Source organism: Cryobacterium ruanii (assembly GCF_004404055.1).
Lineage (GTDB): Bacteria > Actinomycetota > Actinomycetes > Actinomycetales > Microbacteriaceae > Cryobacterium > Cryobacterium ruanii.
The window spans coordinates 246,641-268,837 of the sequence record NZ_SOHK01000005.1 but is presented as its reverse complement, the minus strand read 5'-3'; the positions used below and the strand labels follow the sequence as shown (position 1 = coordinate 268,837).

Sequence of the window (22,197 nt, the reverse complement as noted above, 5' to 3'; positions counted from 1 at the left end):
CCGTCAGCATGACCTGATATTGTCATGACAATTAGCCAAAGTTATTGGTTTGTCAGCGAAGGGGTCACATGAGCGTGCAGGAAGAAAAAGCCTTTCCCATGGGTCTGTTCATGGATCTGGAACGATCCGGCCCCATTCCCCTGTATTTTCAGGTCTCCCAGCGCATCGAGAAGGCCATCCTCAGCGGCGAACTACCCGCCGGGTCACGTCTCGAAAACGAAGTCGCCCTCGGTCAGCGGCTGGGACTCAGCCGCCCGACCGTGCGCCGCGCCATCCAGGAAATCGTCGACAAGGGTCTTCTCGTGCGTCGTCGCGGCATCGGCACGCAGGTCGTGCACGGCCAGGTGACCCGCAAGGTCGAACTGACGAGCCTCTATGACGACCTCACGAACACGCACAAAGTGCCCTCCACCCATCTGCTGACCCTCGAATCGCAGCCAGCGGATGCGAGAATATCCGAGCGCCTTGGAGTCGAGGAGGGTAGTCCCACGCTGCACCTGCGCCGGGTGCGACTGGCCGATGACGTGCCGGTCGCCGTCATGGAGAACTGGCTGCCCGGGGAATTCATCGGCATCGAATCCAACGATCTCGTGGCGCACGGCCTGTACCAGGTGCTGCGTTCGCGCGGCGTGACGATGCGCGTGGCCCGCCAGCACATCGGTGCCCGCAAGTCCACCAACGAAGAATCCGCCCTGCTGGAGATTGAAAAGAACTCCGCCCTGCTCACGATGGATCGCACCGCCTTCGACAATTCCGGTCGCGCGGTCGAGTTCGGCCAGCACTGCTACCGGCCAGACCTCTACTCTTTCGAAGTGACCCTGGTGGAGAAATAGCACGAACAGGTCTGGCCGCCTGAACCCCCCAAAGGGTCAGACGGCCAGACTTCTTTGTGAGGCGAGCTAGGGGCGAGCGAGCTCGTGCGCCAGCGCGTCGAGTTCTGCTGCGCCAGCCATGAGCTTGGTCATCTCCTCGATAGTGATCTCGCTCTTCTTGAAGTCGCCGAGGCTGGTGCCACGCTTGAGCAGCAGAAACCGATCGCCGACGGGATACGCGTGGTGCGGGTTATGCGTGATGAACACCACACCGAGACCGCGATCCCGGGCCTGCGCGATGTACTTGAGCACCGCACCGGCCTGCTTGACGCCCAGGGCCGAGGTCGGCTCGTCGAGGATGACGACCTTGGCGCCGAAGTACACGGCTCGCGCGATGGCCACCGACTGGCGTTCACCGCCCGACAGGGTTCCGATCGGCTGGTCGACATCACGCAGGTCGATGCCCATCCTGGCTAGTTCTTCCTTGGTGATCCGGCGCATGCCCTTGACGTCCAACTGGCTGAACGGACCAAACCCGCGGGTCACCTCCGATCCCAGAAAGAAGTTGCGCCAGACCGGCATCAGTGGAACCACGGCGAGATCCTGGTAGACCGTCGCAATCCCCAAATCCAGGGCCTCACGCGGGCTACCGAAGGTGCGCTCGACCCCGTAGGCGAGAAGCTTTCCCTGGGTGTGCACGTGTGCCCCGGACAGAATCTTGATGAAGGTCGACTTGCCGGCACCGTTATCCCCCAGCACGCAGAGGACCTCACCGACCCCGACCGAGGCTGACACACCCTGCAGCGCCAAAATGGAGCCGTAAGTTTTTCCGATGTCTCGAACTTCAAGAATGGGCGGGACAGCGGATGCCTCTGCGTGCGTCATGAGCGGACTCCTGCCTGGCGGCGTACATAGAGGTTGACGAGCACGGCGAGCAGCAGCATCCCGCCGAGGAAGGCCTTGAGCCAGTTGTTGTCCCACTGGGCGAACACGATGCCCTGCAGGGTCATGCCGTAGATCAGGGCACCGAGCGCCGCACCGATGGCCGACCCATAGCCTCCGGTCAGCAGGCAGCCGCCGACCACGGCGCAGATGATGTAGATGAACTCCTGGCCGATTCCGGTGGTGGCCTGCACGGTCGATACATCGAAGAGCTGCAGCATTCCGACCAGCCAGCCGGCACCGGCCGTGGTCATGAACAGGCCCATTTTGACCTTCATCACCGGCACGCCGACCTGGCGGGAGCTGGTGACCTGTCCACCGACCGCGAAGATCCAGTTTCCCGAGCGGGTACGCAGCAGAATCCAGGTGGCGAGAGCTGTAATAGCGAGCCACCAGACGATGGAGATCTTCATGTCCATGCCGAACAGGCTGAACGAGGAGCCGAAGAACACCTTGACGGCGTCGAAGCCGGGCACGGCGCTCATGCCCTGGATTGACACGGTGCCGGTGATGATCTTCGTGACGGCGAGGTTCACCCCCTGCAGAATGAAAAACGTGGCGAGCGTCACGATGAAGCTCGGCAGACCCGTCTTCATCACCACGAAAGCGTTTGCCGCACCGATGGCCAAGGCAATAGCGAGGGCGATAACGAGGGCGAGCCAGATATTAACGCCCCACTCGGTCGTGATGATCCCAACGATCAGTCCCGTCGTACCGACCATTGCCCCAGCGGAGAGGTCGAACTCTCCGCCGATCATGAGCAGGGCGACCGCGACGGCCATAATACCGAACAACGACGCGGAGTAGAGCCAGGTGGCCACACCCGCCGGCGTCAGAAACGCCTGAGTGGAGACTGAGAAAAAGATGAAAATGGCGAGGGCGGCAACTGCTGCGCCGACCTCGGGTCGGCGCAGCAGCGTTTGGATCAGACCGGTGGGCTTGATCCGTTCATCGATCACCGCAGGTGCGGTGAGGGTCATCGCGTTCCATTCTTCGCGAACTTCGCGACCTGATCTGCGTTGTCCTTGGTGACGAAGCCGGGGCCGGAGTAGACCGGCAGACCGCCGCCGACAACGTCGCCGTTGCGCGCCTGCAGGGTGAGGAAGGTCACGGGGAGGTAGCCCTGGGAGTAGGGCTGCTGATCTACGGCAAACAGGATCTTGTCGTCGAGGATGAGCTGGGTGACGTCGGAGGATACATCGAAGGTCGCCAGTTGTGCCGTGCTGGCGGCTTCTTCGATCGCCTGGCTGGCCGCAACGGCGATGCCCGGATTCAAGGTGAGCACGCCATCGATGGACGCGTCGGCCAGAAGGCTGCTCTTGATGGTGTTCTGAGCGTCCGCGACGTTCGCGACGTCGACTTGAACGTTCGTGACCGTGCCGCCGAGGGTGTCAGCTGCCCCATTGCAACGTTCTTCCAGCCCGGTGTTGCCGGCCTCATGAATGACGCAGATGACGTTGCTGACGCCGCCTTCGGCGAGCTGCTCCCCCGCGCCCTGGCCGGCGATGAACTCACTCTGACCGATGTGGGTCTGTGCACCGAATTCCTTGGACTGGTCGAGGCCGGAGTTGATCGTGATCACCGGGATTCCGGCGGCGACGGCCTTTTCAACCGCGTTCTTGACACCGTCGGGGTTGGCCATCGAGACGATGAGACCGTCCGGCTTCGCGGCGATGGCCGCGTCGATCAGCTGGCTCTGCTTGACCGGGTCGCCATCGCCCTGGTATGTGACGGTTACGCCCAGATCGGTGCCAGCCTGCTCAGCACCGCTCTTGACGACGTCCCAGAAGGTGTCGCCCGGAGAGCCGTGGGTGACCATAGCAATGACAATCTCAGCGGATGCGGCGGTCGTCGTGTCTCCTGTGGTGGCCGTGCATCCTGCCACGGCCAAGGGCATAGCGATGAGCGCGGCGACCCAGATTTTGTTCTTTTTCATATCAGCAACCTTCGTTGCATCCATTGTGGACTGTCGAGCGTGAAAATACCGTACGCGATCCACATCACAGACTCGAGATGGATCCGCATGGGAGCCATGTTATATTGTTATAACAATTTGCTTAGTCCTCACTGCTGAGAAAATAGCAACAGAACAGGATCCACCATGCGCATCGGAATCGTCGGATATGGCACGGGCGGAAAACACTTTCACGCGCCCTTCATTCAGGCCGCAGAGGGCGTCGACCTCGTCGGCGTCGTTGCCCGGTCGGCCGCCACCCGTGCCGCAGTCGAATCGGACCTGCCCGGCGTACCAATCTTCCCCAGTCTCACCGCCATGCTTGCGGCTGGAGTTGACGCCGTGACCATTACAACGCCGCCGACAACCCGCCGCGCCCTGGTTCTGGAAGCGATCGAAGCCGGCGTGAGCATCGTCGCCGACAAACCGTTCGCGCCGAACGCGGTCGGCGGGCGCGAACTAGCCAAGGCCGCCGAACGCGCCGGTGTCATGCTAAACGTGTACCACAACCGCCGCCGCGACTCCGATATCCTCACCCTCGCATCTGTCCTCGCCTCGGGTCGACTCGGTGAGGTCTGGCGCGTGCATTCACTGATGGACCTGGACGATCCGGCCACCATGGAGACCGGTCCCACCGGGGGCCTACTTCGAGACGTCGGCAGCCACCTGATCGACCAGATGTTATGGCTGCTAGGCCCCGCCACGCACGTCCACGCAGCCCTGGATCTGACCGACCGATTCGGCGACGTCACCGACTGCGGCTTCGTCGTGACACTCACGCACTCATCCGGAGTAACGTCAACGGTCTCGTCGAGCAAGCTCAATCACGTAACGACGCGAGAGTTTCGGGCCTACGGGAGCGAGGGCAGCTACGTGTCATCGGGAACGGATGTGCAGGCACAGGCTCTCTTCGCCGGCCACCGTCCCGCCGACTCGCCCGAAACGTGGGGAATTGATGCCCGCGAATATTGGGGCACCCTCGCTACCGCGAACGAGACCAGGACGATTCCGTCCCAACAAGGCAATTACGCCGACTTCTACAGGGATTTCGCGCGGGCCGCCCGAGGCGACGGTCCCGAACCTGTGCCAGCCAGTGAAGGCGTTCGCACGCTGGAGGTCCTGGACGCGGCGTTCCTCAGCGCCGAGCGAAACTGCATCATCACCCTCTGAACGGATGCTCCGCGGCGGCGAGGGCGATGCTGAGCGTGTCGACCGCGACCCGCAGCCCCTCGAGCCGGCCCAGGGACGCATCTTCGTGTTCGATGGCCAGGTCGGCTTCGGGAGCGATCCGATCGAGCGTCGCGACGAATCGATTCCAAAAATCCTGGTCGTGACCCAGGCCGACGGCCACGAAATCCCAGGCTGAGTCCTGCGGCCACTCGCACAGCGTGTATTTACCGCCGAGAGACAGCGGATGCTCCGCTGCGGGTACCCGACGGAACCGGTCGTCGAGCACGCCGTGGATCGCGACGGCCTCGTTGATTCGGATGTCTTTGGCGGCAGCGCAGTAGACGAGCTCACCGAGGTATTCCATGGCTTTGATCGGATCGATCTGTTGCCAGAACAAGTGTGACGGGTCCATTTCGGCCCCCACGTGGGTCGCATCGATGGCGTCGACCAGGCGCACCAGCGTGGAGGGATTGAAGACGACATTCTGCGGGTGCATTTCAATGGCCACCTTGACGTCGTGCGCCGCGGCGAACTCGTTTACGCGGCGCCAATACGGAATCACGACTTCCTGCCACTGGTAGTCGAGCGTGTCCATGTCGACGCTGTTCCACGGGTTCACCGCCCACGAAGGGCGCAGTCCCCCGGCGTGGGCGGCGGGCAGCCCCGACATTGTGATAACACGTTTCACCCCGAGTCGCTGTGCGACGGCGATTGAGGTGAAGACGTCCTGCCCCTGAATCAGGCCAACCTCGGGATCCGGGTGCAACGGGTTGCCGTTGCAGTTCAACGCGGTGAGCTTGATGCCGCGTTCGTCGAACAGCCCAAGGTAATCGTCCCTGGCGCTCTCACTGGCCATGACGGCGTCGATCGGCAGATGCCGCGGCGGAAGGAATCCGCCGGAGTTTATCTCGGCACCGTTCAGGCCCAGTTCGACCAGGGCATCGAGCGCCGCCGGCAGGTCGCGATCGTGCAGGATGGCTGTGTAGACGCCGAGTTTCAAGTTTTTCTCCAAGATGTATTTGGAAGTGCCGGAGAGCGTTCGAATTTTTGTGCCGCAAAATCGATTGCGGCCCCGACGTCTCCGCAGGGGCCGCATTCAAGTGAGTCCGTTAGAAAGTTCCCGCACGGAATCGCGCCAGACCGACGGCGCCCTCGACGACGGCAGCGGTCAGTTCCTCGACGCTCGTGTCTTCGCGGCGGGCATCCATGATCTTTTTTCCGTGATTCATCACGATGTGACGGTCGCAGACCTGGAAGGCGTGGTGCAGGTTGTGGGTGACGAGCACGGAGCTCACTCCCTCGCCCTTCAACTGCGTGAGGTAACCAAGCAGAGCCTCGGTGGCACGCACCGCCAGCGCCGACGTCGGCTCGTCCAGAATGAGCAGGCTGCGCTTGAAGTGCACCGCGCGAGCGATGGCTACGGCCTGGGCCTGCCCACCCGATAGCGAACTCACGAGTTGCTTCGGGCTCTTGATTCCCTCAATGGTCACGACGCTGTCGAGAACATCGGCCGCGACGGCATCCATTTCCTTCATCTTCATGAAGCCGAACCGGTTGGTGACCTCACGGCCCATGAAGATATTGCGGGTGATCGTCATCTGGGGCACGAGAGCGGAATCCTGGAAGATGGTTTCAACGCCCAACCGTTCAGTGACGTTTCGGTTCATCTTGTCGATCTTCTGGCCGTCCCAGTAGAAGTCGCCGGCGGTCGAATCCACCACACCAGACATGATCTTGACCAGGGTGGATTTTCCGGCACCGTTGTCGCCGAGAAGGCCGACGACCTCGCCCTCACCGATTTCAAACGACACGTCGTTGAGGACGGTGTTCGGGCCGTATTTCTTGGATACGCCTTCGATTCGAAGCAGTGCCTCGCTCATCGCGCTTTCCCTTCCATGAGCTTGTTGAAGATCGCCGCGATAACGATGGTGACGCCGACGAACAGGGTGATGTAGAAGCCGGGTGCTTTGGCCAGCAGCAATCCGTTGCGGATGAGCTCGATCAACGCAGCGCCGACGATGATCCCGATGACGCTGCCGCGACCGCCCGTCAGGGAGGTGCCACCGACGACAGCGGCGGCGATTGCGAAGAGCGTGAAGTCCTCGGTCGCTGTGCCCCCGGGCTGGATGGACGAGGTACGCACCGCAATCAGGATGGCTGCGAACCCGACCAGCCCGCCGAAGATGGCGAAGGACATGAGCTTGACGCGCTTGGTCTTGATGGAGATGGCCTCGGCTGCGGCAGGGTTACCGCCGACGGCGAAGATGTGGTTGCCGAGTTTGTGCCGGTGCATGAAGAACCAGGCCAGAACACCGATGATGAGCAGCCACACCAGCTGGGACCGGAACGAACCGAAGTTGTGCGCGAACAGGTACTCCATGGTGCCCTCGCGCGATGTGGTCAGCGCGGCGGGTGACGTGCCGTTGATGAAAATGCCCGCCCCCATCCAGAAAAAGCTCATGCCCAGGGTGGCGATGAAGGAGGGGATCTTGGTGTAGACGACGATGATGCCGTTGATGAGCGCGACGGCGACACCGGTGCCGATACCGGCGGCGATGCCGAGCCACAATCCGGCAGCTTCCGAAGTCTTGATGAACACGATGGCGCTGAGGGTGATATTCGCACCGAGGGAGAGATCGAACTCCCCGGAAATCATCAGGATGCCGGCGGCGAGACCCAGGATTGCCAGCACCGGCACACTCTGCGAGATCACGCCCGACAGGTTGTTGGGGTTGAGAAAGGCGAAGCCGGTAGGCGAGATCAGGCTCGCGATGACGTAGCCGGCGAGCAGCACGACCAGAACGATGCTGATCTCGAGAGCGCCGCGACCGCGAATGAACTGCAGGTTGTAGTTCATTCGGCCGAAGAACGATTCGGGCTCACCGGCCGGTTTGCGCCTGACCGAGATCGCTTCGGTCGGAAGCGGCACTTCGAGGATGGGGCCTCTACGGCCGGGGGGGGTGTCTGACATGGCTTCTTTCCTTTGAGCACTTGAGATGAAGGTGCCGGGGACTTTCTAAGTGAGGAGTGGGCCGGGGCCAATCATCGAGGAGACGATCGGCCCCGGTCACCGAGGTGAACAACAACCGTGCAGCAGCAGCCAGCTACCAGCGAATGCCTTGGAGGTCCTTCGCTTCAATGTTGGCGACGGTTTCCTCGGTGATCAGACCGAGACCGCCGGAGTTGATGTTCGCCGGCGAGAAACCGAAGTCCAGTGAAAGCACACCCTGCATGGTGGACTGGAAGCCCTGAACGTAGCCTTGCTGGTCTGCGGTGGCGAGAATGACGCCGTCCTTCAGCCCTTGCACGATCTGGGGAGCCGTGTCGAAACCGATGATCGCAACGTCACTGAGGCCAGCGGCCTCGAGAGCGGCGGGCAGGTTGCGGTGCGGTGTGCCACCGACGGGGATGACAGCCTTGACGTCGGGGTTGGCGACGAGCCACGAAGTCAGTGCGTCGAGCGCGCCGGCATCGTCGCCGCCCACTCGGAGCCACTGGTCCTGCGGAAGGACTCCGATGCCAGCCTGGTCGAGCACATCGAAGGCTCCGCCACCGCGCTGGAGCGCATAGGGCTGGTCGGGCTCTTCTGCCGTGATGAGCACCTTGTCGCCGGGCTCAACCTTGCCGGAGTCGAGGAGCGCCTGGCCGACGATACCGCCGACCTCGTAGAAGTCCTGGCCGACGAATCCGGAGACGCACTCGCCAGCAGTGTCGGGGGCAGGAACGTTATAGGAGATAACGGTGATGCCTGCATCGTGAGCCTGGCAGGCGACGTCGACCCAGGCTTCACCCTCGTTGAACGGCATGAAGATCACGGCCGGGTTTGTGGCGATTGCGGTCTGGACCAGGGTCACCATTGTTGCCGGGTCGGCGTCAGCGGTCTGGTGGGTGAGGCTGAGGTTACCCAGCTTGGCAGCATCCTCTGCGCCGGCGAGAATCTGAGCCCAGAAGGCGTCCGATGCCGGGTTGTAGTAGGTGATGAAGTAGGCCTCGCGGTTCTCGGCGCGGGCGCCAAAGCCCGACTCAAGACCGGAAGCACTGGAGGAAACCGAGGTCGTCTCGGTTCCGGTGCAGGCGGCCAGGCCGAGCATGGCCGTGCTCGCGACAGCCACGGCGACGAGGCCGCGTTTGGTGGAGAGAGTGAGTTTCACGTCGTTGTGTCCCTTTCAAAAGAACGGAGTGTGATTTGTGCTGTCCTGCCGGGGTGAAGGGCAGCTGCACTGCAAAAAACTGGCGATAGCGGGGGACCGGATGACGACAGATTCTTTGTTAGGACATTCTTACGTAATTAACTCGAGCAGCACAAGTCCTGAATTTACCGAGTTGGTCATCCGTTATCAAACGGTGACAAACGGGACGGTGGAGTGGGCGGAAACTCCGCAAGACGACTACGGCGATACGATGAAATTTGCTCCGAAGGGACCCACCATGATCGACACGTCATCCGCAACATCGCCGCGCGAAGGCACGCGACCCCCGACGATGGCCGATGTCGCTGAACGGGTCGGCGTGTCTCGCCAGCTCGTGGGGCTCGTGTTTCGGAATGCTGCGGGTGTCGGCGCCGATACCCGCGAGAAGATTTTGGAGGCCGCTCGCGTTCTGGGCTACAGCCCGAACACGGCGGCCCGCGCCTTGCGCGCCGGTTCGACCAAATACATCGGGGTCATCTTCGATCCCGCCCACTCGGCCCCGGTCGAAATCATCGAGTGGCTCTATGCTGTCGCCCATGAATCCGGCTATCGGCTCGTGGTCAGCGCGCTGACACCGAGCAGGGAAGAAAGCGAGGCGATCACCGAGATCGTCGGCCATCGATGCGAAGCGCTCATCCTGATCGCTCCAAGATCGTCACCGGAGTTGCTGCGTCGCGTTGCCGGGCAGATTCCCATTGTCGTCATCGGCCGGGGCATCCCCGACAGTGAATTCGACTTCGTTCGCTCGCAGGGCGATAGCGGAATCGAATCCGTCGTGGTACACCTGGCCGGCCTCGGCCATACTGACGTCGTCTACGTACACGGCATGGACATGCTGGATGGCGCCTTGCGGCTTTCCGGCTATCGTTCGGCTGTGCAGCGGCTCGCCCTCACCGAGCAGATTCTCGAAGTTCGGGGAGATTACACCGAAGAATGCGGGGCGACCGCTGCGCGCATCCTACTTGCCCGCGCGATACTCCCGACCGCCATCGTCTGCAGTAACGATCAGGCCGCCCTCGGCCTCAGCCACACCCTCACGGCCGCGGGGGTTCGAATTCCAGCGGATGTCTCGATCACCGGTTTCGATGATAGTCGCGTCGCGCGCTTGTCGTTCATGAACCTCACGACGGTGCGTCAGGACCCCAAAGAGGTCGGCGAGGCTGCTATGGGCGCGGCCATCGGCCGGATCACCGACAGTGGGTCGATGGGCACCGAGGTTTTCACGAGCGCCCGGCTGGTCGTTCGCGGCAGCACAGCTGTTCCCTCGCGGTAGTCAGTTGCCCAACGGACCCGGCCAGCGCACCTAGACCAGCGCGAGAAGACCGCGAGCCCATTCAACCGCGCCGTCGTTCGGGAGCGATCCATCACAAGCGTCGTGACGGCCATAGACGCCCACCCGCTCGGCCCCGAGTGCGGTAAATCGACAGTCGATGATCTCGCTGCCCTGGCTGTAGGTCTCGTAGGTGCTGTTGCCGAGCCCGAACATGGCATAACGGATGCCCGACAGGTCCGGGTGCTCCCTGTTGAGCGCCTCGAAGAGGGGCTTGGCGCCACCGGGGAGTTCCCCGTCGCCGTGCGTAGAGCAGACGACGAGGTAGAAGTCGTCGGTACTGAAGTCGGCGACGTCGAAATCTGACATGTCGTAGACGGAAACCTCCCGGTCTCCCTCCAGCTCGGCAGCCAGGTCCTCGGCGACCAATTCGGCATTGCCGGATTCGGTTCCGTAGAGGATGACGGTTGTGCTCATGAACGTTCCATTCTCGAGGTGGAGGTCAATACGGGCAGTCCAGCGAATCCGGGCTTACCTGAGGGAAATTCGCCGGCGTCGGCGGCGCCACCGATGGCGTCGGCGACCATCTTCGCGTCGGTACGGTTTGCGGGGATCGTGCCCTGCGGCCCGCGACGGAGCCAGCCGACGCAGTACAGTCCGGCTGCCAGCCGCCCGATTTCGAGGTCGGTATCGACGGATTCGTACAGGTGGCGGCGCAGCGGAGCATCCACTGATTCGAGAAAGCCGATGGCCGTGAGCACGGAGTTCGCCGTTAGCCGCACGCTCGGTCGGCTCCCGTCCGTGCTGCGGAGCAACACGCCCTCAACCGAGTCGGTGCCGTCGATTCCTTCCGGCACCCAGCCGAAGTGAAATCGTACGGTGCGGCCGGAATCAGAGTAAGAGTCAGCTTTGATGAGGCTGACTACGGCCTCCCGTTTGCCGGCGTCCCCCGAATCCGAATCCGAATCCGCTTCAGGCAGTTCATCCGGGTCGACCATAAAGCGCACGTCGGGAATCTTGGCCAACTCGCGAATCATGGCGGAATCGAATTTTGCCCGGTTCAGGCAGGATCGACCGACGACATCGATGTGGCACACCGGATCGGCCGCCAAGGCGTCGACGACGTCCTGAGCCACCCCGTGACCGCGCAACTCATCCGCCGACATCAGGAGCATGCGCACCAGGTCGATCGCAACGTTGCCCTGCCCGATGATCGCCACTCTCGTGCCGATCACAATACCCTCGACGTTCTCGTCGGGGTGGCCGTTGATCAGTCGAGTGAGCCGCCCCGAACCGTAGATTCCGGCCAGGGCGGTATTTACCGAAGGCCCGTTCGCCGCCGGGCCGGGAATGTCGAGGGCCCGATCCGCCGAGAGACCGGTCGCGAGCACGACGACGGTGAATGCTGCGCGCAACTGGTCAACGCTAAACTGAGCGCCGATCTCGAAGCCACCGACAAAGCGCACGCCGCCCTGTTCAAAGAGACGGTCGAACTGCCGTGCCACAGCCTTCGTGCCGACGTGGTCCGGTGCCACTCCGTACCGCACGAGCCCGTAGGGCAGTTCCAGCCGTTCGAAAATCACAATTTCGCAGGTGGGCCAGCGTTTGCGTAAGAAATGCGCGACGTAGCAGCCCGCCGGACCGCTGCCTACAATCGCGATGGAGTGTGCGGCGGGAGCGCTCGCATTGCCCACTGGTGCACTCATGGCTGCTGCTCCCTTGCAGTTGTGGGCCGATTCGAACTTTGTCAGGTCAATATAGCATCATTTACTAGCACGTGCCAGTACCCAATTGAATCGATAGCGCAGACCCGCTACACATGGTCGAGGCGTGCATGGACACTAGCCGCCGAAAAGCCCGCGGCAGTTCATTTGCCTTTCGGGAGCACATCTCGATTGACGCTCTGATACGTAGCGATGCAGGTTTGGGCTGCAACGCAGCTGGTAACGACCGCCGACGCCGATGACTTAAGGTCACTTTGGTATTGGCTCGACGGCTGTGAAACGGTCGGCCACGTCCATCTGGCTGGCCACGAGGCGGCGGATATACGCGAGTCTGACACGGCTTCCCAGCCAGGTGGTCCGTGCCTACTCTGCTATCACGCCAGAGAGAGCGAAATGTGTACGTGCGACGACGACGAGGGAATATCGACGTGTGACTGCAATTGGTGCGCCTGGAACGACGTGACAAAACCAACTTCAGCGAAACATCCGGCCACTAACGGTGCCTGATCATCTCGACGGTCGGCGGTGCAAGCTGTGCGCCCCCATTGCTCGGTGCGCCACGCCTCGGTAATCCCGATAGGCACAGCGTTGACGGTATGTACCGTGAGGGAAGAGTGAAGACGCATCAACGGGATTTTTTGACCGCATGCGGACGCCACGGCGCTCGAAACGGGCGCGTCGTCGGCTGCCGGGATTTCGTGGGAACGTGCATCGTGGCACTCAATAAGTAATTGTTTTTTTCCACGGGCTGGCTAGGTCAAACTCACACACCAAGGCCAGCGCATTATCGGTGACAAACGTGCCTGACCCGCGACGAGAACGCACATTTCCCTCCTCGATAAGGGCTCCAATAGCCCGGCGAATCGTTACACGACTAGAGGCGTACGGCGCACTGAGCGTCAGCTCGGTGGGGATACAGTCGCCAGCGGCGAATTCTCCGCTGTCGATGTGTTGGCGCAAGTGTCTGTGAACTTGACCCCGCGCACTCAAAGGGGAATCGTGCTCAACATCGAATCCAGCCATGGTTCATTGCGCGTGCTGCACCGATCAAACCACCTCTTCTGCGGCCAGCCGGCTGAGCCACCCAACAAGAAACTCGCGTAGGATACCGCTGCCTGATAGGTCTAGACGGCGCGGGTCTGGGCCAAAAATTCCCCACAACGGATGGGTGGAGTCATGTCTATGATGACCTTGGTCGTCATCACCCGGGTCTACGGCCGGATTCGTGTCCGCAGGCGGTAGCCGCTCGAGATGTACCAACTCGGGCCAAAACGAGTGCATCAGAGTGGTTTCGAATACCCCCGCATGGTCGGGAGCGAGGGGTGCCTCGGTGCACCGGTTGACACCGGTCGCCAAAACCCGCATCGTCTTGGTTCCGTTGGTGTTCCACTCGGCGGCCAGCTCGTCGATGAGATCGAGCTGTTCGCCAGGAAAATGACCGGTAAATAAGACCGTTTTCCGAACTCCGAAATCACTTAACCGCTGCAGGGTCTGCTGCACGTTAGACCGGATTGCCGTCGCTGTGGGCATCATTATCGTCCACGGATAATCGGCATGCCCTCCCCCGGTGCCTTGGTACAGAGGCGGGAGGACCAAGCCGCCGGTCCGTCGCGCGGAATCGATGCACAGCCCGTGGGCGGTTAGAGCGTCAAGGCCGACCGGCAGATGCGAACTATGAAACTCAATCGTCCCCAGCGGCAGATACACGATGGGCGAAACAGCCAAAGCTGCGTCGAGTTCGGCGGGGGAAAGAAATTCGATTTGAACTTGTCGAGGCTTCGCGTCGCTCATTTGTAGTAGTTTCTGGGCCAGTTGTGCTCCGTAAGCTGGTCGAGTAGTGCCGTGGGAAACGGCTGACCGTCGGAGTACGCAGCGTTTCGCTCGACGTTTCTCCGAGTGCTCATTCCCGCGATGACGGTTGAGACCTCTGGCGAACTTAGGGCGTATCGCATTGCAGCTTCCGCCAGAGTGGAGTAATACGGGGCGCAGATCGCTTTCAACGCTTCGACGCGTTCCAGAGTTTCGGTGAACCGTTCACCGCGAAACATCTCATGCTGCTGCGAGCCAACCTCCCACGAGTCGTAGGTGGAGGGAGTCCACTGACCGCTGAGGGAGCCCGAGTCGAAGGCGACTCGGTCTATGAATGCGGTCTTCGTTCGCGCTCCGGCTGGGAACAAAGTGGTGACCGGACGTTGCTCGAACAGGTTGAAAATGACCTGGATGGAGTCGACTAGACCGAGATTTGCAAGATCGACCCCTTCATCGGGGCGGTAGTCCCGAATCGAAACCCCGATTTTGTCTACCTTGCCCTCGAGCCGAAGCGCATTAAGGGTTTCCAGCCAATCCAGCGTGTTGAGTCCATCGGTAACCCAGCAGTGGAGTTGAAGAAGATCAAGTCGTTCAACACCGAGCCGGGTCAACGCGCGCTCGACGCCGTTCCGCAGATACCAGTCGGGGTAGCGGCCGCGCATTTGTGGGTTGTTTTCGTCCGCGTCCGGCCAACGAGTGGGCTGAATTTTGGTGGCGACATAAATACGTTTGCCATCCCAACGACGCAGCGATTCACCGATGACTTCTTCGCTGTGACCGGCTCCATAAAACTCGGCTGTATCGACAAAGTTGATGCCCTGCGCGTATGCCGCGAGCAGCGTCTCAATTGACTCTTCGTCGTCGACCTGTCCCCATTGCCCGCCAATCTGCCACGCACCAAACGAGATCTCGCTGACGTCCCATCCAGTCCTACCAAAAGATCGATATTGCATTGAACCTACCTTTCAATTCCTAGGGTGAAATGCTGGTGGGCGACACCGCTGCCAGGATCGGCAAACTCGACGGGGAGAACGGAAAATCCGCGCACCAATTGCTTCACCCACCGTTCAGGCGTGCCGACGACACGAACGTCGGGTCCTTTCACAAGTTCCTCGACCATTATCCTTGCGGCCATACGCGCGAACGGGGCACCCATACACGCGTGGATACCTTCACCAAAGGACATGATGCGGTTCTTCGGCGTGAACTCCCGACTGATGTCGAAAACATCGGGGTCTTGATAAACGCGTTCGTCCCTGTTCGCGGACCCTTGCAGAAACATCACCCGGGAATCGGCGGGGATGATGACTCCGGCGATCACGATCTGCTCCGTCGTCTGACGCGATACATTCTGGCCCGGTGTTTCGTACCGCAAAGTTTCCTCCACGAACGCGGTGATCAACTCCGGGTTCATGCGCAGGTGTCCTTGGATACGTGGGAATTTATCCAGCACATAAATAATATTGGTGAGCAAGGCCGCTGGAGCGTCGCTAGCAGCGGAGAGAATGAGATGGGCCAGTCCGTCCTGCTCAGCTTCCAACACCTTCCCCTTCTGGGATGCCAATAAGATCTGCGTATACGCATCAGAGCCGGTTGTGGCCGCGCCGGCCGCGATCGCGGCTCGGCGCTCGGCGAAACGGCGGGCAAGAAGCTCTTCGGTCTCGCCATTGGCTACCGCCGCGTCATCCGGGATGCCGTATTTGCCCACCGTGCGTTCCATTGCACGCCACAGGTGTTCCACGAACGCTGTGTTGTCCTCGGGCGGCGAACCGAGCAAAGAGATGCCCATCCCGATGGACATGGGCAAAGCGAAATCGCTCGCGAAATCCCCGCCGCCTTTGGCATGCATGTCTGCAAGAAGGCTTCGCGCGAAGATGCGAACGCCGTGCTCTTTGGCCAGAATCTCGCGGGCAGCGAACGTGCGGCGGATGGCTGCCCGCAAGTTCGTGTGACGGGGAGGGTCTTCGGCGACGAGCATCCCGGCCCCATAGGAGTCATGCGTTCCATCGATATCGTTGCCGAGGCAATTGACCAGCTGGGCATCGTTGGCCAAGCCCGCACGCACATCGTCATATCGGGAAACGACGTAAAGTTCTCGGTCCACGTTGAAATACACGGGGGCGGAATCCCGCAATCGCCTGTAGGTGTCGTATGGATAGTCGTACACAGCATAGGACAGAGGGTCGTAGTCAATCGTGAGATCCACGGGACGAGTATCCCCTGGCTTGTCGACCGTCTCCTTCGTTCCTGGCACAGGGACAGGTATTGTCTCCAGTGGCCCCGGCAACTCAGCAGTGACTTCGGAGGGCGTGGATGCGAGATGAAAACATCCCGTCCCCGAGGCTCGAAGTTGAGGGATTTCAGTCATGACACTCCTTCGCGATAATGTCCGGCACCAGCGTGATCAAGCACGCTGGGGTGAAACAGAGGTTAGAACACCCACGTGTCGATGATGAAGAATCTCGAGGCGCAACAGCGCGAATATGTATTGATAGCAACACCAGAACTGTCCTTTCGGTTGTCTTTTGCATACAGATAAGGCGTTGACGTTGCTCCGGCCGGCCGGCCGGGGCCACGAGTGCGCTGGACGCCGCTCCGTATCCGGAGATATGCGGCCCGCGGATAAACTCTTGACCGTGGCCTGCCTATGTCCTATCGAATGCGCAGGATCAGGCAGCGGGAGGGCGCGGGGTTCCGCTCGACGCCGTTGTACCGCCGTCGACGGGTAAAACGACACCCGTAACATACGCGGCGTCAGGGCTTGCCAGAAACAGGGCCGCCCGGGCGATGTCGTTCGGCGTGGCGGGACGATCAAGCGCCAGACGGTCACGCAGCGCCAACCAGAAGGCGGAGTCATCCAGCCGCTCCTGTGTCTGCTGAGTGGTGGTGAAAGCCGGCGCGATGGCGTTGACCCGCACCCCGTCACGACCAACGTCGAGGGCAAGGCTCTGAACGAAGGCGTTCACCGCGCCTTTCGTTGCGTTGTAACCCACCTGCCGCCAGTCACCACCCATGCCTGCGATCGACGAGATGGCCGTAAACGATCCGCGTGACTGGCGCAGCGCCGGCACAGCGGCTCGCGCCAGGTGGATCATTCCGTCGACGTTGATCGACCGCATTCTCTGCCACGACTCATCCGTGAGTTCGTCAATGGTGCCGGGCTCGGACACACCGGCGTTGGCGATCACGGCATCGATTCCGCCCCAAGCCGCAGTGACGGCCTCCACAGCGTTTTCGACATCGGCGCGCACCGCCATGTCACCCACGATGACCAGGGAAGAGCCGGAGAGGAAATCCTTCACCGTCTCTCGCAGCGTATCCGCGTGGCGACCCGAGACGGCTACACGTGCGCCCTGCTCGAGAAACGCCCGTGCGATTGCACGCCCGATCCCCGACCCACCGCCGGTAACGAGCACTCGAGTTTCGTCATAGGGATACCGTGCCCAAGCGATCATGGTGCATCCATTTCTTGATTGAGGTATCCAACCTTGATGTATTTTCCTGGACCGACCGTAAATTCAGGCGATTGAATCCAACATCAGCTCGCGCTGGTAGATGGCGGTCTCGGCGGCGGTCTCGTCTTCGGCGAAGACGCTTGAGACCATCACTGTGTCGGAGCGGTCGAGAAATCCGATCTCCCTGAGCCCGCCGAAGAACTCGGGCCAGTTCACGTCACCGTCACCCATTTTCAGGTGCTGGTGCACCCGCACGGCATTGCCGGGCGGGTTGGTGATGTAGCGCAGGCCGTGCGACGCCGTGTGATCCATGGTGTCCGAGACATGCACCAGACCGAGCCTGTCGCCGGCCGCGCGCATGATCTCGAGTGGGTTGTTACCGTAGTGGAAGGTGTGTGAAGCCACGAAGACAAACCCGACGTTCTTCGAATTGACGCCGCGAATCACCCGCAGCGCTGCGAGGCCGTCTTCGACGAAGTCGTCGGGGTGCGGGTCGATCAGCACCCGGATTCCCTCGCCCTCGATGATGGGAACGAGCTCCTCCATCGACCGGTAGAAAGCCCGTTCCGATTGCTCCGCGAGCTCTGGCCGGCCGCTGAACTCAGTGTTCATGGTGTCGACTCCGAGCTCCACCGTGATCTGGATCGCGCGCTTCCAATACCGCACCGCCGCCTCCCGCGCGTCCTCGTCCGGCCCCGACCACCGCAAAACCGGCAGGACGGATGCGACGCCCACCCCGGCATCCGTGCAGGCCCTCTTGAACGCCTGCACGAGGTCATCGTCGGCCTTCGGGTGATTGAAGAACGGAATGAAATCGGCGTGTGGCGTTAGTTGGAGCCACTCGTAGCCGAGGTCCGCAGCCAGGCGGGGAAACTCGAGCAACGAGTGGGAGTGGTGGAACGGGGTGGGGTCGAGTGCGATCTTCACGGTGGCCTTTCGAGTGCGCGAGTAGGTGAAGGCTAGTTGTAGAAGGCGGGGCGCTCGGTGTAGACGACGTCGACGCGCTCGCCCGTCGTCAGGGCGGTTACGCCGGCCGCGCAGGCCGCGGAGGCGAGGTAGCCGTCCCACGCGTTCGGTCCGTCGATCTCGCCACGCTTGGTGGCGTTCACCCAGCGCTGGATCTGGCTGTCGTAGGCGGCCGCGAATCGAGTCTTGAAGCTCGCGTTCTCGACTCCGCCGTAGCGGCCGTCCTGCCACAGGGTCAGGCCAGCCGTGCGGCCGATCTCGGCGATTCCCTTCTGGAAGACGGCCTCGGTCTTGACCTGGTAGCCGAACTGCACGCTGACGTTCATCTCGACGTTGGCCAGCACACCGCTCTCGGTGTAGAGCAGCACGAAGATCGGCTCGTTGAGGTGGTCGGGCGAGAGCGTGTTGCGCTTGCCGTGCTTGACTTCGATGGCGACGATGTGCGAGTCGGTGAGGTAGCGCACCACGTCGATCTCGTGCACGACGGAGTCTTCGATGAGCATGGTGTTCGTGTAGGAGTCGGGCACCGTGCCGTTGCGGTGGGCGCAGTTCAGGGCGAGCAGCTCGCCCGCCGAACCAGACGCGATCAGCTCGCGCAGCTGAATGTACTCCGCGTCGAATCGACGCATGAACCCGACCTGGATGAGCTTCTTGCCCGCCTTCTGCTCGGCCGCCAGGATGCGCAGCGACGCCTCAGGAGTCGGAGTCAGGGGCTTCTCGCACAGGATCGGGATTCCCGCATCGATGGCCGGAAAGAGAACGGGCTCATGGAACTGGCCGGGCGTGGCGATCAGTACCGCGTCCACGACGCCGGCCGCGACAGCATCCTCCACCGAAGTGAAGTGCACGGCGCCTGGAGCGTGCTCGAGGGCGGCGTGCGCTCGCCCCGCATCGGGTTCGACGATTGCGCTGACGCGGGCACCGGCGATGCGTTCGGTGATGCGGATGACGTGGTCAGCGCCCATGAGGCCGGCACCGACAACGGCAATGTTGAGTTCAGACATGGTTGTTCCTTAGAAAGATGAGGGAAAGAGACTGAATAAAGCAGGTTTAGCGGATGCGTGCAGCCTGAGTGCAGCTGAAGATGTGCTCACGGGTGCGCTGGGCGATCGGGAACGGAAAGTCGATGGCGCAGCCGTACATGTCCTGCTCGATGATGGCGAACATGTCCGGGTTGATTTCGGCAGCCTTTTCGATGATCGGCGCGAGCTCCGGCACCCCCTCGAAACCTGGCTCCGTCATGACGCCCAGCGCAACGGCCTCAACGAACGGCATGTCGTTTTTCAGCACATCGGCCAGAATGTTGGGTTCGACCTGCTTGAGGTGCAGGTAGCCGATGCGGTCGGGGTAGGCCGTCATGAGCTTGACGTTGTCACCCAGGTAGTACGCGAAGTGTCCCGTGTCCAGGCAGAGGTTGGTGAAAGCCTGGTCGGTCTCCTGCAGGAAGCGCTCGACCTCGCGGTAAGTGCCAACATGGCTGTCCGCGTGCGAGTGGAACTGCTGCTTGATTCCATACTCTTCAAGAAGGGCCTGGCCGAGCTTGTCGTGGCCGGCGGCGAGCTTCTTCCACTCCGCGTTGTCGAGGTTTCGCGATTCGAGCACCTCGGCCGTAGCATCGGAACGCCACAGGTCTGGGATCACAACGAGGTGTTCCACGCCCAGCTGGGAGACGAGCCCGGCAACGTCGAGCGCCTGGTCCCAGGCCCGCTTCCACTGCTCCTCACCCTTGTGAAAACCGGTGAAGACGGTTCCGGCCGACAGTTTCAGGTCTCTCTTTGCCAGCTCATCGGCGAGCTGCGCCGCATCGGTCGGGAGATAACCGAAGGGGCCGAGTTCCAGCCAGTGGTAGCCGGCAGCCTGCACCTCGTCGAGAAAGCGTTCCCACGGAATTTGGTTCGGGTCGTTCGGAAACCACACGCCCCACGAGTCGGGCGCGGTGCCGATGCGAATCTTCGATTCCGACATGACTAGTTGTTCCTTTCGAGGGCGCCGTGGCCGAGGAGCGGCCTCTGGCGGGACTGTTGGGCGAGGTACGCGGTGCGGGCCCGCTGCGTGCTCGGCAGGGTGGAGACGGCGGCGACGGGCACGTCCCACCACCCTTCGCCATCGGGTGCATAGAGCCGGGGGTCGTTGTTGATGTGGATCATAGTGGCGCGGGTCGACGCCTTGGCCGTCCTCATGGCGGCCGACAGGTCGGCAATCGCGTTGGGACTCGGTTCGATCGAGATGACGTCGAGGCCGTAGCTGGCGGCGTTGGCGGCGAGGTCGATCGGCAGAATCTCGCCCTGCTCGAAGTTGTTGCCCGCTTTGTCCTGGTAGCGATAGAGCGTTCCGTAACGCTGTGAACCGACGTCCTCGCTGAGGTGACCGATCGACGCGTAGCCGTGGTTCTGGATCAACACGATGATAAATTTGATGCCCTCGGCCACGGCCGAGACAATCTCGGAGTGCATCATGAGGTAGGAGCCGTCGCCGACCATGACGATGGAGTCGCGGGTCGTGTCGGCCCGGGCGACCCCGATGCCGCCGGCGATCTCGTAGCCCATGCAGGAGAAGGCGTATTCGACGTGGTAGCCGAGGTCGTCGCGCACCCGCCAGAGCTTGTGCAGGTCGCCCGGAAGCGACCCGGCGGCACAGACCACCACATCGCGGGGGTCGGAGGCCTGCTGCACGGCGCCGATGATCTCGGCCTGGCTGGGCAACGACAGCCGGCGGTCGACGAAGGACTCGTCGACGGCGGCATCCCAGCTGGCCTTCTCCCGGGTGTAGTCCGACTCGAAGTCGGCCGAGACGTGGAAGCCCCCAAGCGCCTGGGCGAGCTCGAGCAGCGACTCGCGGGCATCCGCTACGACGGGCAGGGCGCTGCCATGCTTGAACGCGTCGAAGGACGCAATATTGATGTTGATGAAGCGCACGTCGGGGTGCTGAAAGGCCGTGCGGCTCGCGGCGGTGAAGTCGCTGTAGCGCGTGCCGATGCCGATAATCAGGTCGGCCTGGGCCGCAGCGCGATTCGCGGCGGTGGTGCCGGTGGCGCCGACCGAGCCGAGGTTCTGCGGGTGGTCCCAGCTGAGCGATCCAACGCCGGCCTGGGACATGCCGACCGGGATGCCGGTGGCTCCGGCGAATTCGCGCAGTGCCGCGCTGGCGTCGGAGTAGATCACGCCGCCGCCGGCAACGATCATGGGGCGCTGGGCACGGGAAATGGCCCGGGCGACCTCGGCGATGATGCCACGGTCGGGTCGCGGGCGACGGATGTGCCATTCACGGTCGGCGAGGAATTCCATCGGAACCTCGACGAGTTCGGCCTGCACGTCCTCCGGAAGCGAAATCGTGACGGCCCCGGTCTCGACCGGGTCGGTCAGCACCCGAAGGGCGCCGAGCGCGGCCGAGAACAGCTGCTCGGGTCGGTTGACTCGGTCGAAGAAGCGCGAGAGTGGCTTGAAGGCGTCGTTGACGCTCATGCTCGCATCGTGCGGAAGCTCGAGCTGCTGCAATACCGGGTCGGACACTCGGGTGGCGAAGGTGTCGGACGGCAACAACAGCACAGGAAGTCGGTTGGTCGTCGCGACCGCTGCGCCGGTCAGCATGTTCGTGGCGCCGGGGCCGACGGATGCCGCGCAGGCGAAGGTGGATCGGCGACGCGTCATGCGCGAGTAGGCGATGGATTCGTGTACCATTCCCTGCTCGTTCCGGGCCTGGTGATACGGCATCAGCGTCGGGTCCTCGACGGAAAGTTGTTTGAGGGCCTGGCCGATGCCGGCGACGTTTCCGTGGCCGAAGATGCCGAAGGTCCCCACGATCGTGCGCTCACGCACGTCGCCGTCCACGGTGTACTGGTGGGCCAAAAACTCGATGAGTGCCTGGCTGACTGTCATGCGACGAGTAGTCACTGCGTTGTGTCCTTT

The 22,197-nt window shown here is 62.1% G+C and carries 21 protein-coding genes; 3 read left to right on the top strand and 18 right to left on the bottom strand.

Annotation, left to right across the window (positions count from 1 at the left end):
* Positions 1-68 precede the first annotated feature (68 nt).
* Positions 69-833 (top strand): GntR family transcriptional regulator, encoded by a 765-nt coding sequence (locus E3T47_RS02735; protein WP_134554095.1) that lies wholly within the window; start codon positions 69-71, stop codon positions 831-833.
* A gap of 66 nt (positions 834-899) precedes the next feature.
* On the opposite strand, the gene E3T47_RS02730 is transcribed toward E3T47_RS02735, so the two are convergent.
* The 3 genes from E3T47_RS02730 to E3T47_RS02720 are packed head-to-tail and all read right to left on the bottom strand — an operon-like array spanning position 900 to position 3,690.
* On the bottom strand, positions 900-1,697 hold the full coding sequence (locus E3T47_RS02730) for an ATP-binding cassette domain-containing protein (protein WP_134554094.1): 798 nt from the start codon (positions 1,695-1,697) through the stop codon (positions 900-902).
* Positions 1,694-2,734 carry an ABC transporter permease gene (locus E3T47_RS02725; RefSeq protein ID WP_134554093.1) on the bottom strand — a complete coding sequence of 347 codons (1,041 nt, stop codon included), beginning with the start codon at positions 2,732-2,734 and terminating at the stop codon, positions 1,694-1,696. The genes E3T47_RS02730 and E3T47_RS02725 overlap by 4 nt, the downstream gene beginning before the upstream one ends.
* Positions 2,731-3,690 carry a sugar ABC transporter substrate-binding protein gene (locus E3T47_RS02720; RefSeq protein WP_134554092.1) on the bottom strand — a complete coding sequence of 320 codons (960 nt, stop codon included), beginning with the start codon at positions 3,688-3,690 and terminating at the stop codon, positions 2,731-2,733. Before E3T47_RS02720 ends, E3T47_RS02725 begins: the two co-directional genes overlap by 4 nt.
* Before the next feature lie 165 nt (positions 3,691-3,855).
* Here E3T47_RS02720 and E3T47_RS02715 point away from each other — a divergent pair, with 165 nt between their 5' ends.
* Positions 3,856-4,878, top strand: coding sequence for a Gfo/Idh/MocA family oxidoreductase (locus E3T47_RS02715; RefSeq protein WP_134554091.1), 1,023 nt, complete (start codon positions 3,856-3,858; stop codon positions 4,876-4,878).
* Here the strand turns inward: E3T47_RS02715 and E3T47_RS02710 are convergent.
* The 4 genes from E3T47_RS02710 to E3T47_RS02695 form a co-directional block, all read right to left on the bottom strand.
* On the bottom strand, positions 4,868-5,890 hold the full coding sequence (locus tag E3T47_RS02710) for a sugar phosphate isomerase/epimerase family protein (RefSeq protein WP_338419366.1): 1,023 nt from the start codon (positions 5,888-5,890) through the stop codon (positions 4,868-4,870). The genes E3T47_RS02715 and E3T47_RS02710 overlap by 11 nt on opposite strands.
* Before the next feature lie 97 nt (positions 5,891-5,987).
* Positions 5,988-6,758 carry an ATP-binding cassette domain-containing protein gene (locus E3T47_RS02705; RefSeq protein ID WP_134554090.1) on the bottom strand — a complete coding sequence of 257 codons (771 nt, stop codon included), beginning with the start codon at positions 6,756-6,758 and terminating at the stop codon, positions 5,988-5,990.
* Positions 6,755-7,849, bottom strand: a complete 1,095-nt coding sequence (locus E3T47_RS02700; RefSeq protein ID WP_134554089.1) for an ABC transporter permease — start codon at positions 7,847-7,849, stop codon at positions 6,755-6,757. The genes E3T47_RS02705 and E3T47_RS02700 overlap by 4 nt, the downstream gene beginning before the upstream one ends.
* Positions 7,850-7,982: 133 nt before the next feature.
* On the bottom strand, positions 7,983-9,029 hold the full coding sequence (locus E3T47_RS02695; protein ID WP_134554088.1) for a substrate-binding domain-containing protein: 1,047 nt from the start codon (positions 9,027-9,029) through the stop codon (positions 7,983-7,985).
* 250 nt (positions 9,030-9,279) lie between these two features.
* Between E3T47_RS02695 and E3T47_RS02690 the strand changes: the two genes are divergently transcribed.
* Entirely contained in the window at positions 9,280-10,341 is a 1,062-nt protein-coding gene (locus E3T47_RS02690; RefSeq protein WP_166805585.1) for a LacI family DNA-binding transcriptional regulator, read from the top strand.
* Positions 10,342-10,371: 30 nt separating this feature from the next.
* Here the strand turns inward: E3T47_RS02690 and E3T47_RS02685 are convergent, their stop codons facing one another.
* From E3T47_RS02685 to iolD, 11 genes are all read right to left on the bottom strand, one after another.
* Entirely contained in the window at positions 10,372-10,815 is a 444-nt protein-coding gene (locus E3T47_RS02685) for a flavodoxin domain-containing protein (protein ID WP_134554086.1), read from the bottom strand.
* The gene (locus E3T47_RS02680) at positions 10,812-12,044 is read right to left on the bottom strand and encodes an FAD-dependent oxidoreductase (protein ID WP_134554085.1); all 1,233 of its coding nucleotides are present in this window, start codon (positions 12,042-12,044) and stop codon (positions 10,812-10,814) included. The genes E3T47_RS02685 and E3T47_RS02680 overlap by 4 nt, the downstream gene beginning before the upstream one ends.
* Before the next feature lie 738 nt (positions 12,045-12,782).
* Positions 12,783-13,085: a GntR family transcriptional regulator gene (locus E3T47_RS16720; RefSeq protein ID WP_134554084.1), complete on the bottom strand. Its 303-nt coding sequence runs from the start codon at positions 13,083-13,085 to the stop codon at positions 12,783-12,785.
* A 24-nt stretch (positions 13,086-13,109) separates the two neighbouring features.
* Complete coding sequence (locus E3T47_RS02670) at positions 13,110-13,853, bottom strand: creatininase family protein (RefSeq protein ID WP_134554083.1); 744 nt, start codon at positions 13,851-13,853, stop codon at positions 13,110-13,112.
* Complete coding sequence (locus E3T47_RS02665; RefSeq protein ID WP_134554082.1) at positions 13,850-14,824, bottom strand: aldo/keto reductase; 975 nt, start codon at positions 14,822-14,824, stop codon at positions 13,850-13,852. Before E3T47_RS02665 ends, E3T47_RS02670 begins: the two co-directional genes overlap by 4 nt.
* Positions 14,825-14,829: 5 nt before the next feature.
* Positions 14,830-16,077, bottom strand: a complete 1,248-nt coding sequence (locus tag E3T47_RS02660) for a cytochrome P450 (protein WP_166805584.1) — start codon at positions 16,075-16,077, stop codon at positions 14,830-14,832.
* Positions 16,078-16,540: 463 nt separating this feature from the next.
* Positions 16,541-17,326: an SDR family NAD(P)-dependent oxidoreductase gene (locus E3T47_RS02655; RefSeq protein WP_134554080.1), complete on the bottom strand. Its 786-nt coding sequence runs from the start codon at positions 17,324-17,326 to the stop codon at positions 16,541-16,543.
* A gap of 63 nt (positions 17,327-17,389) precedes the next feature.
* Positions 17,390-18,253 (bottom strand): sugar phosphate isomerase/epimerase family protein, encoded by an 864-nt coding sequence (locus E3T47_RS02650; RefSeq protein WP_134554079.1) that lies wholly within the window; start codon positions 18,251-18,253, stop codon positions 17,390-17,392.
* Between the two features lie 32 nt (positions 18,254-18,285).
* Positions 18,286-19,296, bottom strand: coding sequence for a Gfo/Idh/MocA family protein (locus tag E3T47_RS02645; protein ID WP_134554078.1), 1,011 nt, complete (start codon positions 19,294-19,296; stop codon positions 18,286-18,288).
* Between the two features lie 46 nt (positions 19,297-19,342).
* Positions 19,343-20,257 carry a sugar phosphate isomerase/epimerase family protein gene (locus tag E3T47_RS02640; RefSeq protein WP_134554077.1) on the bottom strand — a complete coding sequence of 305 codons (915 nt, stop codon included), beginning with the start codon at positions 20,255-20,257 and terminating at the stop codon, positions 19,343-19,345.
* A gap of 2 nt (positions 20,258-20,259) precedes the next feature.
* Positions 20,260-22,167: a 3D-(3,5/4)-trihydroxycyclohexane-1,2-dione acylhydrolase (decyclizing) gene (gene iolD, locus E3T47_RS02635; RefSeq protein ID WP_134554076.1), complete on the bottom strand. Its 1,908-nt coding sequence runs from the start codon at positions 22,165-22,167 to the stop codon at positions 20,260-20,262.
* Positions 22,168-22,197 lie beyond the last annotated feature (30 nt).

Excerpts from the sequence above, each read along its gene's own strand:
- E3T47_RS02720 (WP_134554092.1), bottom strand. The coding sequence starts at position 3,690 with ATGAAAAAGAACAAAATCTGGGTCGCCGCGCTCATCGCTATGCCCTTG.
- E3T47_RS02685 (WP_134554086.1), bottom strand. The coding sequence starts at position 10,815 with ATGAGCACAACCGTCATCCTCTACGGAACCGAATCCGGCAATGCCGAA.
- E3T47_RS02655 (WP_134554080.1), bottom strand. The coding sequence starts at position 17,326 with ATGATCGCTTGGGCACGGTATCCCTATGACGAAACTCGAGTGCTCGTT.
- E3T47_RS02680 (WP_134554085.1), bottom strand. The coding sequence starts at position 12,044 with ATGAGTGCACCAGTGGGCAATGCGAGCGCTCCCGCCGCACACTCCATC.
- E3T47_RS02730 (WP_134554094.1), bottom strand. The coding sequence starts at position 1,697 with ATGACGCACGCAGAGGCATCCGCTGTCCCGCCCATTCTTGAAGTTCGA.
- E3T47_RS02670 (WP_134554083.1), bottom strand. The coding sequence starts at position 13,853 with ATGAGCGACGCGAAGCCTCGACAAGTTCAAATCGAATTTCTTTCCCCC.
- E3T47_RS02715 (WP_134554091.1), top strand. The coding sequence starts at position 3,856 with ATGCGCATCGGAATCGTCGGATATGGCACGGGCGGAAAACACTTTCAC.
- E3T47_RS02645 (WP_134554078.1), bottom strand. The coding sequence starts at position 19,296 with ATGTCTGAACTCAACATTGCCGTTGTCGGTGCCGGCCTCATGGGCGCT.
- E3T47_RS02700 (WP_134554089.1), bottom strand. The coding sequence starts at position 7,849 with ATGTCAGACACCCCCCCCGGCCGTAGAGGCCCCATCCTCGAAGTGCCG.
- E3T47_RS02725 (WP_134554093.1), bottom strand. The coding sequence starts at position 2,734 with ATGACCCTCACCGCACCTGCGGTGATCGATGAACGGATCAAGCCCACC.
- E3T47_RS02640 (WP_134554077.1), bottom strand. The coding sequence starts at position 20,257 with ATGTCGGAATCGAAGATTCGCATCGGCACCGCGCCCGACTCGTGGGGC.
- E3T47_RS02665 (WP_134554082.1), bottom strand. The coding sequence starts at position 14,824 with ATGCAATATCGATCTTTTGGTAGGACTGGATGGGACGTCAGCGAGATC.
- E3T47_RS02705 (WP_134554090.1), bottom strand. The coding sequence starts at position 6,758 with ATGAGCGAGGCACTGCTTCGAATCGAAGGCGTATCCAAGAAATACGGC.
- E3T47_RS16720 (WP_134554084.1), bottom strand. The coding sequence starts at position 13,085 with ATGGCTGGATTCGATGTTGAGCACGATTCCCCTTTGAGTGCGCGGGGT.
- iolD (WP_134554076.1), bottom strand. The coding sequence starts at position 22,167 with ATGACAGTCAGCCAGGCACTCATCGAGTTTTTGGCCCACCAGTACACC.
- E3T47_RS02735 (WP_134554095.1), top strand. The coding sequence starts at position 69 with ATGAGCGTGCAGGAAGAAAAAGCCTTTCCCATGGGTCTGTTCATGGAT.
- E3T47_RS02690 (WP_166805585.1), top strand. The coding sequence starts at position 9,280 with ATGAAATTTGCTCCGAAGGGACCCACCATGATCGACACGTCATCCGCA.